Below are 11469 nucleotides of genomic sequence, written 5' to 3' on the forward strand. Positions count from 1 at the left end.
CCCCCGGCTGCCCGTGCGCCGCGCCCGCTTCGCTGGCCCTACGGGGGCGCGAGGTATACGGCGCAGCCCACGCGACGACCGCACCGCATGCGCGGACAGCCGCGCACTGCACCGGATCGGCGACGGCACCATCGAACGCCACCTCGCTCCGCAGCGGATTGTGGAAACCGACTGCGTGTGATCTACCGATGCGGCGGCCCTACCTATCCGCGAACCATGTCATGTGCTGCGACAGCAGTCCCTCTCGGATGGCCCCCGGCCCCGGAGTGGATCTCGTCAATCGCTGGACAGGGACTTGTTCGATGGGCTCTACCGCGTCACCCGCTTCAACCTCGATCCCGACCGCGCCGGGGAGCCTGCCGATACTCGGCCACAGCGTCGCGCTGTTGCGCGAACCGTGGCATTTCCTGGCGTCCTTGCCCGCGCTGGGCAGCGACCTGGTCCGAATTCGATTGGGTCCGTATCGGGTGGTCGTCGTCTGCGATCCCGGTCTGACGCGTCAGGTGCTGCGCAACGATCGGACCTTCGACAAGGGCGGTCCGCTGTTCGATGTGGCCCGGGACACCATCGGCAACAGCGTGATCACGGCGCCGCACAGCGCCCATCGGCAGCAGCGACGACGCATCCAGGGTCCTTTCCACGCCCATCGGCTCCCGTTGTACGCGACGGAGATGACGCGGGAAGTCGATGCGGTAACCGCTCGCTGGCACGGGCAATCGAAGATCGAGGTCGCTTCCGAGATGATGCGACTGACCACGCGCGGGTTCCTGGCGGCGATGTTCTCGGTGAGCATCTCTCCCGCGGCCCTCGACCAAGCCCTCACGGATGTGACCGTCATCGTCGACGGTCTCTATCGGCAGCTCGTGCTGCCCCGGCGGCTGCGCGGGCTCCCGACGCCCGCCAATCTGCGCTATCGAGCCGCGCGAGCGAGTCTGCGCCGACTCGTCGACCAGGTCGTCGGCTCGCGCCGCAATTCGAGCACGGAGTTCGACGATCTCCTGTCAGCCCTGCTCGCCGAACACGATCGCGCGGAGGGTGCGACCCCGAGCGACAGCACGATGTACGAGCAACTGACAGCTCTCTTCATCGCCGGCTCGGAAACAACGGCGAGCACACTCTCATGGGCCTTGTACCTGCTGGCCACGCACCCGGAAACCTTGGCCGCAATGCAGACCGAAACAGATCGGGTGCTACCGGAGGGGTTGGCACGCCACGAACATATCGCGGCATTGGACCTGACCCGCCGCGTGCTCGCCGAGACTCTGCGGCTTTATCCCCCGGGGTGGTTGTTCACGCGGGTGGTGACGGCCGATTCTCAGCTCGGCGAGTACTTTCTGGCCGAAGGCACATCGGTGATCTACAGCCCCTACCTGCTGCATCGGCTGGACGGCGAGTACCGCGATGCGGGGCGATTCGATCCAGATCGCTGGGTCATCGGGGCTGCGCCGACGTCCTATGTGCCCTTCGGAGCTGGGCCGCGGCGGTGCGCGGGTGAGCAATTCGCGCTGACGGAGGCGACGCTGGCACTGGCGACAATCGTGCGCCGCTGGCAGCTGCGCCCGTGCTCCGACGAACCGCTCCGCCCCGCCGTCGCGATGGCGTTGCGACCGAGGCGGTTCCACATCGCAGTTACGGAGCGCATGCGGTGACGAACAACGGCATGTCGCAGTTCGGTCGAGCGAACGCGGCGGATCGCAGCCGCATGCTGCCACCCATCGCCGTCTTCTGCCCGATCGCGCCGGCTGTCCATCCGCACGCTGATATCCTCGAGCTGCGGTCCATGCGATGGCTGGCCGAGTACGACTACTTCGGCGACAGCCGCAAACTGCGGGGCACCAAATCGGCGGAGTTCGCCGCCCGTGTCTCGCCGAACGGGATCACCGAGCGGCTGCAGATCGCCGCCGATTGGGACTACTGGGGATTCGCCTTCGACGATCGCAGCGACCAAGGAGAGCTCGCCACCGACCTGGCCGCCTTCGTCCGCTACGCGCACCGGCTGCTGCGGATGGTGGAGACGCCCGAATCACCACCGGTGAGCGGTGATCCGCTGGTGGCGGCCGTCGCGAATATCTCCGCGCGGTTCGCCGCCGTGGTCACGCCCGCCCAACATCGACGCTGGGTAGCCGCGCATCGCGCGTGGCTGTTCGGAGTCGCGGCGCAGATCGGCGCCACCGAGGAACTCGACATCGATCGCTTCCTGGCGATCCGTCTCGATAACGCTGCGGGCGAGGTCGTCACCGCGACAACCGAACTCGTCAGCGGCTATGAGGTCCCCGATGCCGAGCACGCGCACCCGAAGATTCGGGCGCTCTCGGAGATGGCCCGGCTCATCGCCGCATTGGACAACGACCTGCACTCGTACGCGAAGACCGCGGCGAATCGAGAATCGGACCGCCAGAACATTGTCGGCGTCATGACAACGGGGCGGCGGTGCGACCTCACAGCGGGGGTGGCCGACGCGATCGCGCTGCGCGATCGCATCATGTGCCGGTTCCTCGCCGTGGGCGCGACCACCCGAACGTTCAGTTCCGGTACCCGCCAGTACGTTCGAGATCTCGAACACGTCATCCGCGGCAATATCGATTGGGCGGCGGCCGTGCCACGGTATGCGGTCGACGGCGCGACGGTATCGGAGTACTTCTCGATCTCGACCACGCCTGCCGATGATTCGACGCACGCGCCCGGCATCCCGTGTATCGATTGGTGGTGGGGCGTATGACCAGTCGACCGCACGGGGTACACCTGTTCCGTTCATACGGCGGACGAAGTCGTCTCGATGGTGGGTCGCGATCGACGACACACGGCTCTGCGTGCGCAGCGGCGGGCACGACTGTGTCGACGGGGAGGCCGTCTCGCGCCGTCCAGGGTCGAGCAACGCAGCGGCGCTTCCCTTGGCCCGCTCCGGCTTGCGGAGCGGGCGCGGTGGTTCCGCTGCTAAGCCTCCAGTTTGTAGCCGAGGCCGCGCACGGTGACCAGGTGTTCCGGTTTGGCGGGGTCGGCTTCGATCTTGGAGCGCAGGCGCTTGACGTGGACGTCGAGGGTTTTGGTGTCGCCGACGTAGTCGGCGCCCCAGACACGGTCGATGAGCTGGCCGCGGGTGAGTACACGGCCGGAGTTGCGCAGCAGGTATTCGAGCAGGTCGAACTCCTTGAGCGGCAGGGTGACCGGTTTGCCGTTGACCTGCACGGTGTGGCGGTCGACGTCCATGCGGACGGGACCGGCCTCCAGCACGCTGGTCTCGGTGCCGTTGTCGGGTTCGTCGCCGACGCCGCGGCGCAGCACGGCGCGGATGCGGGCGATGAGTTCGCGCGAGGAGTACGGCTTGGTCACGTAGTCGTCGGCGCCGAGTTCCAGGCCGACCACCTTGTCGATCTCGCTGTCGCGCGCCGTCACCATGATGACGGGCACGCTGCCGCGAATCCGCAGCTGCTTGCACACGTCGGTGCCGCTCATGCCGGGGAGCATGAGGTCGAGCAGCACGATGTCGGCGCCGGAGCGGTCGTATTCGGCCAGTGCGGCCGGCCCGTCGCCGACCACGGCGACTTCGAACCCCTCCTTGCGCAGCAGGAACGCGAGCGGATCGGCCAGCGACTCCTCGTCCTCGACGATCAGCACTCTCGTCATCGGGTTGCCTCCACACCGTTTGTTCTGGCCCGCCCGGCGGGGCGCGGGCCGGTTTCCTTCTTCCCCGCCGGAGCCCCGGCGGACGTCTTCTTCTCGTTCGGCGCGGGATCGGCCGGGTGGACCGGTATCCGCAGCGTGAACGTCGAGCCGGTGCCCTGTTTGCTCCACAGGGTGATCTCACCGTTGTGGTTGGCGGCCACGTGCTTGACGATAGCCAGCCCGAGCCCGGTTCCCCCGGTGGCGCGCGAGCGTGCCTTGTCGGCGCGGAAGAACCGCTCGAAGACCCGCTCCTGGTCTTCCTTGGCGATGCCGATGCCGCGGTCGGTGACGGCGATGTTCACGTAGCCGCCGCGCAGTGACCTGCTCACCGACACGTGCGAGCCGCGCGGCGAGTAGGCGATGGCGTTCTCCACCAGGTTGGACAGGGCCGTGATGAGCAGGGTCTGGTCGCCGAGCACCTCGAGTTCGCTGTCGCGGTCGGTGCTCACGGTGATGCCGGCGGCCTCGGCGGCGGTGCGGGAGCGCTCGATGGCCTGGCCGACGATGGTGTCCACGGAGACCGCCTCGAGTTCGGGCAGCTTCTCCGCGCCCTGCAGCCGCGACAGCGCGATGAGTTCGGTGACCATCTTGCCCATGCGCCGGGCCTCGCCGTGCAGTCGTTCCCCGAAGTGCCGCACCGAGTCGGGATCGTCGGCCGATTCCAGCAGCGCCTCGGCCAGCAGGCTCATGGCCCCGACGGGGGTCTTGAGTTCGTGCGAGACATTTGCCACGAAGTCGCGGCGGGTGGCCTCCATGCGCGCCTGTTCGGAGTCGTCGTCGGCGAAGAGGACCACGAAGTTGGGGTTCTCCTGCGACAGCGGCCGGGCGACGCCGCGCACCGCGAGGCGGCCGCGGCCGGGCATGGGGTGTTTGGCGGTGATGTCGAAGTCGACGTCGTGCCCGGTGCCGAGCACCTCCTGCACGGCCATCCAGGCGCGGTCGTCGAGCAGCCGGTCGCGCACCACGCCGAGTTCCTCGGCACGGGGGTTGACCAGCACGACATCGCGATATTGGTCGACGACGGCGATACCGCTCTCGGAGGCGAGCACGATCAGGTCGAGCACCTGCGACATGGTGAGGCCGGATTCGTCGGCGGCGCGGCGGGCCTGCCGCGCGTTCACATACGGAATGAGCAGTCCGCCCACGGCCAGTCCGACGACGGCCGCGAGGACTGCCAACAGCACGGCCTGTGGAACGCTCACACTGTGAATCGTACGGTCGCCAATAGGTGCCCAGACCCCGGGTGCACTAAGTTTCGCGCAGGTCACGGGCACTTTGGCACACGTTAGCCCACCGTTCACACAGTGTTGGGGAACGGTGCGATGGTCCGAAATCGCGCCCATACCAGCCGGTCCGTACGTTTCAGATCACGGCAGGTCCGACATATCGGGCACAGCTAAGCGACATGCTCAGTCGTCGAAATCACCTCCGACCCGAATGCTCGAACCGTGTCGTCCTGGCGATGCACGAGCGCGACACGCCCCGCCGCGGCCACCGAACGCCGCGACGCGATCGGTGCCACCCGTTCCAGGGTGCCACCGCCCGCGTAGGACTGCGATCGCCTTCCGGGTTTCCGCGCCTACCAGCCGGGATTGCCCCGCACCGGAATGTTCACGAAGCTCGGCTCCGACGGGTCGAGCAGCAGGTGCTGCGGGCGTAGTTCGGTATCGGCGGTGATGGCGGTGGGCGGCAGGCCCTTCGGGAAGTTGCCCGCGTAGACGTCCACCCGCAGCCGATGCCCCGGCTGGAGTACGGCCTCGACGCCCGCCACCGAGATGTCGAGTGTCACCGGGACGCCCGGTTGCGTCGGCTGCCGGGTGTCGAGCGAGAGGTCGGGTACCGGGTCGGTGTAGTCACCGCTCGGCAGTCGCGTGCTGCGGGATTCGTCCAGCTGCCGCAGCGAGGCGACGAGCTGGCCGGTCGACAGCGTGGTCGAGCGGCCGTCCGGAGCGACATCGTTGACGGTGACGGTCCAGTAGCCGTCGGCGGCGTCGTGCACGGTCCGCAGCCGCACCGCGATCGGACCGGAGATGGTGGTTGTCTCGGCCACCGGAGCGCTGGTGAAGGTGAGGCCGTTGGACTCCCAGATGCGGGAGTCCTTGCCGCAGGCGTCGATGATGGACGGGATGCCGACCAGCTGCTGCGCCGCGTCCCGTGAGCACAGGCCGGTGAGACCCGGTGCGACGGTGAGGGTGTCGACGCTCTGGTGCGGCGCGGTGAACAGCGAACCGTCGTGCACGCTGTGTCCGCCGGTGCCGCTGGGCGGGGCCGCGAGATACATACGCCGGTACTCCACGCCGGGCCGCGGGAAGGACGGCAGACTGACCCAGCCACCGCCCTGCTGCTTGACCGTCACCGGCCCGAACGATTCGATGCCGTTGTCGATGCCCTTGAGCCACTTGTCGAACCACGCGCGCTGCAGCACGTCCATGCGCGGCGGCAGCCCCGGCAGGCCGGACTCGTTGCCGTTGGAGATGTGGTAGCCGTCCCCGGAGAGCAGTTGTTTCTGCCCGGGCGGCAATGGGATTCGCCGGTACACGTCGGCCTGCGAGGCGACGAAGACATCGTGCCAGCCGCCGGTGATGAAGGTGGGCACGGTGATGGCTTCCGGGTCGGTCTCCCACGCCTGCCGCATGGGACTGCCGCTGTCCAGCAGTTGCCGGATCTTCGGGCTCAGTGCGTCGATATCGGGCTGGAGGAACACCTCCAACAGTGCGTCCACGAAGGTGAACGGATCGGCCAGCCGATCGGCCAGCCACTTCATGTCGAAGCGCCCCTGCGCCAGCGCCGTCAGGTCCGGCACCAGCTTGCCGCCGTTCACCCCCGCCAGCCACATCGGCATGAACGCGACGCCGACCGCGCCGCCGGGGGCCACGAGATCGCGGAAAGGATTGCGCGACGGCACCACCGGGAAGATGGCTTTCAGTGCGGGCGGGTTCTCGGCCGCGGCCTGCAACTGATTGAGCCCGGAGTAGCTGACGCCGGTCATGCCGATATCCCCGGTGGACCACGGCTGTTTCGAGGCCCAGTCGATGGTTTCGACGGTGTCCTGCTGTTCGCGCGGCCCGAGCAGATCCCAGATCCCCTGGGAGAAGCCGGTTCCGCGCACGTCCACGACGACCTGCGTGTACCCGGACCTGATCAGGTCGCGGTCCACGGTTAAGGTGCGGATCAGTCCGCCGCCGAGCGCCTTGGTGAGGTCGGTGAGTCCGGAGAAGGGGGTGCCCGTGAGGTCGATGCCGCGCGCCAGTTCCACGATCAGATCGGAGAGCCCCGGAATGGAGAAGGCCGAATCCGCGATCATCGAGCCGAGTTTCGTGTACGGCGTGAAGTTCACGATGGTCGGCGTCGGCTCGGCGATGGGCTGCCCGGAGGCGTCGGCCGGGTGGTAGACGTTGGCCTTCAGCACGGTGCCGTCGCTCATCGTGATGGGCACATCCCATTCGATGTAGACGTTCGGGTACCGCTGCGGTCCATCCTCGGCCTGCGCCCAGGCCGCACCCGCCGCGCCACCGTCCGGGCCAGTGGCGGTGGGTGCCGCCGCGGCGGCGGGCGAGGTGAACGGAAGCAGTGCCAGGGCAGCCAGAATCGCTGTTGCGTACTTGAGCACGAACCGATGCTAAGCCAGGCCGTCTGAGACGGAGAAGATTTCGGTCGGTTTCGTGAAACAGCACAAAGCAATCCGGGTGCGCACCCCATTGTGCACACCCGGATCTTTCACACCCGGTCGGCGCGAATCACCAACCGGAGTTTCCGCGGACCGGAATATTGACGAAGCTCGGACGATTCGGGTCCAGCTGCACATGCTGCGGCAGCAGGCCGGTGTCGATGAGCATCGGCAGAATCGGCAGGCCCTTCGGGAAGTTGGCCGCGAAGACGGAGACGCGCAGCCGGTGTCCGGGCTGAAGCACCGCCTCGGTGGCCGAGAGCGCGATATCGAGGGTGGTCACCTCGCCGGGCACCGCCAGTTCCCGCTTGCTGAGCGAGGTGTAGGCACGCGGATCGGTGTAGTCGCCATTGGCCGAACGGCTGCTGCGGGATTCGTCGACCTGCCGCAGCGAGGCCATGAGCTGGCCCGAGGTCAGCACCGCGGAGGTGCCGTCGGGGGCGACGTCGTTGACGGTGACCGTCCAGTAGCCGTCGACCGAATCCTGCACCGTGTTCAGATGCAGGGCGATCGGACCCGAGATGGTGGTGGCCTCGAGCACCGGCGCGCTGGTGAAGGTCAGCGCGTTGGTCTCCGCGATTCGGGAGTCCTTGGCGCAGCCGTCGATGATGGACAGGAAGCCCGCGGTGGCCTGCGCGGCGTCGTTGGAGCAGATGGTGGTCAGCCCCGGGGACACGGTCAGGCGTGCGGTGTCGCCGTTGGGGCCGCCGGTGAGCGAACCGTCGTGGACACTGTTGGCGGTACCGCTGATCTGCGACGACAGGTACATGCGCCGATGTTCGGCCCGCTGCTCGGCGGGTGCGGATTCGCCGAAGCCGCCCTGGGTGATCCAGCCGCCGCCCTGCTGCTTGAGGGTCACCGGACCGTAGGCGTCGATGCCGTTGTCGATGCCCTTGAGCCACTTGTCGAACCAGGCGCGCTGCAGCACGTCCAGACGCGGCGGCTGTCCCGGACGGGAGGTCTCCGCACCGGAGGTGATGTGGTAGGTGTTGCCCATCATCAGCTGCTTCTGGCCCGGCGGCAGCGGAATCTCGTTGTAGATCTTGGATTCCGAGTAGGTGAACAGGTCGTGCCAGCCGCCGTAGACGAAGGTCGGCACCTGGATGTTGCTCGGATTGCCCAGCCACGCACGACGTTCCGGAGTGGTGTCGTCGAGCATGGTCACCACGCGCGGGTCGAGATCCTCCATGCGCTGGCTGGTGTAGGCGGAGATCAGCACGTCCAGGTAGGTGAACGGGTCGTTGATCCGGTCCCGCAGCCACTGTTCGTCGAAGCGCCCGTTGGCGATCGAGGCCAGGTCCGGCACCCACTTGAGGCCGTTGATGGCCGACAGCCACAGCGGAATGAAGTTGAAGCCGAAGCCGCCGCCGGGGGCGAGCACATCGTCGACGAGGTCGCTGCCGGGCACGATGGGGAAGATCGCCTGGAGCGCGGGCGGCCGCTTCTCCGCGGCCTGCACCTGGTTGATGCCCGAGTAGGAGATGCCGTTCATGCCGATGCGGCCGTTGGACCACGGCTGCTTGGACGCCCAGTCGATGACCTCGACGGTGTCCTGCTGCTCGCGATCGCGCAGCATATCCCATTCACCCTGGGAGAAGCCGGTTCCGCGCACGTCCACGACGACCTGCGAGTAGCCGGACTTGATGAGCTGGCGGTCCACGGTGAAGTTGCGGATCTGGCCGTTGCCCGCGGCATTGATCAGGTCGCCGAGTCCGGAGATCGGGGTGCCGGACAGATTGATCTGCCGGAAGAAGCCGAGCAGGGCGTCGGACAAGCCCGGAATGGACGCGGCGTGATCACCGAGGTTCGACACCAGCTTGGTGTAGGGCGTCAGGTTGACGACGGTTGGCGTCGGCTCGTCGATGGGCCGCCCCGAGGCATCGGCCGGGCGGTAGACATTGCCCTTGAGGACGGTGCCGTCGCTCATCGTGATGGGCACGTCCCATTCGATGAAGACGTTCGGATACTGCTGTCCCGCATCGTGTTGCGCGGTCCAGGCGGCTCCGGCGGCTCCGCCGTCCGGACCGGAGGGTGTGGGAGCCGCGGCGGCGGGGATCCCGGTAAGAGGAACCAGGACCGCGGTGGCGACCGCTGCCACCGCGGCCCGTAGCGCGTGCTTCATTGAACGTGATCTACCTCTCGACGTGGGTCGAACGCGAGGCAGTTTATCTACCGACAAGTAAGTTGCAAACCCCGGTTACGGTTACTCGATAAAACGGGAATTTCTGCGGTTTATAGATTCCCGAGGTCGAGGCGCAAATACCCTACGCCGACGTAGTGAGATTTACGCCACATGCCCTCACTTGCCCCTGACCTGCACCAATAGCGTTTCACAATACCTCGGGCAACGAAAAACGCGTTGCGACCGAATAATTCGGTCACAACGCGTCGAAATCCGGCAGCGATGGCCAGCCGAACCGTCCTACTTCGCACCCTGGTTCGCCACCGCGGCGGCACCGGCGGCCGCGGCCTCCGGATCCAGGTACACGGCCGGGCCGACCGGACGCAGATTCTCGTCCAGTTCGTACTTGAGCGGAATGCCGGTGGGAATGTTCAGCCCCGCGATGTCCTCGTCGGAGATGCCGTCCAGATGCTTCACCAGGGCACGCAGCGAATTGCCGTGCGCGGCGACCAGAACCGTCTTACCGGCGACGAGGTCCTTCGAAATGGTGTCCTCCCAGTAGGGCACCATGCGCGCCACGACATCCTTCAGGCATTCGGTCAGCGGCACCTCGATGCCGTCGTAGCGCGGATCGCCGTCCTGGCTGTACTCGCTGCCCGGCTCGATGGGCGGCGGCGGGGTGTCGTAGCTGCGACGCCAGAGCATGAACTGCTCGTTGCCGTACTGCTCCTTGATCTCCGCCTTGTTCTTGCCCTGCAACGCACCGTAGTGGCGCTCGTTGAGCCGCCAGTCGCGGATGACCGGAATCCAGTGCCGGTCGCAGGCGTCCAGGGCGTTGTTGGCGGTGGAGATGGCGCGCCGCAGCAGCGAGGTGTAGACGACATCCGGCAGGATGCCCTGCTCGGCCAGCAGTTCACCGGCGCGCTTGCCCTCGGCCACACCCTTGTCGGTCAGGCGCACGTCCACCCAGCCGGTGAACAGATTCAGGGCATTCCATTCGCTCTCGCCGTGGCGCAGCAGTACCAGGGTGTACGTCATGGGGCCATCCTCCCACGTGCGGATTCGTTCGCAATCGAGACCCTGGGAGCTCCCCGGTCAGAACGACAGGCAGTTGCCCGGGGCGTCCTCGGCGGCGTCGTAGGCGAGCAGGCCCGCGCCCGCGAGAGTGGCCTGATCGGTGAGTTCCGAGGGCAGTACGTGCAGACCGCGGGTGAAGGTGAGGCGGGCGTGGGCGGCGGCGGTGTCCCGCAGCGGCCGCCAGAGGTGTTCGCCGGATTGCGCGAAACCGCCGCCCACGACCACCAGATCGGTGTCGAGCAGCGCGGCGGCGGAGGAGATGGCGACCCCCAGTGCGGTGCCCGCGCGATGCAGTGCGGCGATGGCGATCTCGTCGCCCGCCCGCGCGGCGGTGGACAGTTCGATGCCGGTACTGCCGGTCCAGCCCTGGCGGCGCGCCCACCGCACCGAGGACGGCCCGCTGGCCACGGCCTCCACGCAGCCGAAACCGCCGCAGGCACACGGCTCGTCACTGCCCGGCACGATGATGTGGCCGATGTGCCCGGCGTTTCCGGTGCGGCCGAACACGACTCGGCCATTGCTGATGACGCCGCCGCCGATCCCGGAGGAGACGGTCAGTGCCAGCACGTTCGGGATGCCGCGCGCCGCACCGAACCGCTGTTCGGCCAGCACCAGGCAGACGCCGTCGATGGCGAAACGGATAATGGCGTCCGGGAACAACTTCCGGACGGCCTGCTCGAGTTCGAACCCGTGCACCCATTCGGGGATATTGAGCGGGCCGGTGGTGCCGGTGCGCACATCCACGGGTCCGGCCGCGCCGATGCCGACGGCGGTCACCTCGGCAGCCCCGGCCACGCTCGTCAACAGGTCCCGACAGGCGTCCCACACCTCGGCGCGCGGTACCGGAATCCGCCGCACATCCTGTACAGCCCCATCCGAATCGACCGTTCCGGCAGCGAATTTCGTCGCGCCGATATCCAGCGCCAGCATCACCATGGTC

Annotated in this window: 9 protein-coding genes; 3 read left to right on the forward strand and 6 right to left on the reverse strand. The window is 67.5% G+C overall.

Annotated features, from left to right (window positions below):
- The 3 genes from QK444_RS03805 to QK444_RS03815 form a co-directional block, all read left to right on the forward strand.
- Positions 1–181: hypothetical protein (locus QK444_RS03805; RefSeq protein WP_282777101.1), on the forward strand; the 181-nt coding region annotated here is incomplete at its 5' end.
- Positions 182–302: 121 nt separating this feature from the next.
- Positions 303–1649, forward strand: a complete 1347-nt coding sequence (locus QK444_RS03810) for a cytochrome P450 (RefSeq protein ID WP_282777103.1) — start codon at positions 303–305, stop codon at positions 1647–1649.
- On the forward strand, positions 1646–2719 hold the full coding sequence (locus QK444_RS03815) for a hypothetical protein (RefSeq protein WP_282777105.1): 1074 nt from the start codon (positions 1646–1648) through the stop codon (positions 2717–2719). The genes QK444_RS03810 and QK444_RS03815 overlap by 4 nt, the downstream gene beginning before the upstream one ends.
- A gap of 215 nt (positions 2720–2934) precedes the next feature.
- Here QK444_RS03815 and QK444_RS03820 read toward each other — a convergent pair whose 3' ends face one another.
- The 6 genes from QK444_RS03820 to QK444_RS03845 form a co-directional block, all read right to left on the reverse strand.
- Positions 2935–3624 carry a response regulator transcription factor gene (locus tag QK444_RS03820; protein WP_029926109.1) on the reverse strand — a complete coding sequence of 230 codons (690 nt, stop codon included), beginning with the start codon at positions 3622–3624 and terminating at the stop codon, positions 2935–2937.
- Positions 3621–4865, reverse strand: coding sequence for an ATP-binding protein (locus tag QK444_RS03825; RefSeq protein ID WP_282777107.1), 1245 nt, complete (start codon positions 4863–4865; stop codon positions 3621–3623). The genes QK444_RS03820 and QK444_RS03825 overlap by 4 nt, the downstream gene beginning before the upstream one ends.
- 377 nt (positions 4866–5242) lie before the next feature.
- The gene (locus tag QK444_RS03830; RefSeq protein ID WP_282777109.1) at positions 5243–7273 is read right to left on the reverse strand and encodes a CocE/NonD family hydrolase; all 2031 of its coding nucleotides are present in this window, start codon (positions 7271–7273) and stop codon (positions 5243–5245) included.
- Positions 7274–7400: 127 nt separating this feature from the next.
- Positions 7401–9452, reverse strand: a complete 2052-nt coding sequence (locus tag QK444_RS03835; protein ID WP_282777111.1) for a CocE/NonD family hydrolase — start codon at positions 9450–9452, stop codon at positions 7401–7403.
- A gap of 300 nt (positions 9453–9752) precedes the next feature.
- Entirely contained in the window at positions 9753–10490 is a 738-nt protein-coding gene (locus QK444_RS03840) for a phosphoglyceromutase (protein ID WP_029926117.1), read from the reverse strand.
- A 57-nt stretch (positions 10491–10547) separates the two neighbouring features.
- Complete coding sequence (locus QK444_RS03845; protein WP_282777114.1) at positions 10548–11465, reverse strand: ROK family protein; 918 nt, start codon at positions 11463–11465, stop codon at positions 10548–10550.
- Positions 11466–11469: the final 4 nt, after the last annotated feature.

Source organism: Nocardia sp. CC201C (genome assembly GCF_030010695.1).
Taxonomy (GTDB): Bacteria; Actinomycetota; Actinomycetes; order Mycobacteriales; family Mycobacteriaceae; genus Nocardia; species Nocardia otitidiscaviarum.

Bases quoted from the DNA above. Each gene is read 5' to 3' on its own strand.
- QK444_RS03810 (WP_282777103.1), top strand. From the start codon at position 303: ATGGGCTCTACCGCGTCACCCGCTTCAACCTCGATCCCGACCGCGCCG.
- QK444_RS03820 (WP_029926109.1), bottom strand. From the start codon at position 3,624: ATGACGAGAGTGCTGATCGTCGAGGACGAGGAGTCGCTGGCCGATCCG.
- QK444_RS03835 (WP_282777111.1), bottom strand. From the start codon at position 9,452: ATGAAGCACGCGCTACGGGCCGCGGTGGCAGCGGTCGCCACCGCGGTC.
- QK444_RS03840 (WP_029926117.1), bottom strand. From the start codon at position 10,490: ATGACGTACACCCTGGTACTGCTGCGCCACGGCGAGAGCGAATGGAAT.
- QK444_RS03845 (WP_282777114.1), bottom strand. From the start codon at position 11,465: ATGGTGATGCTGGCGCTGGATATCGGCGCGACGAAATTCGCTGCCGGA.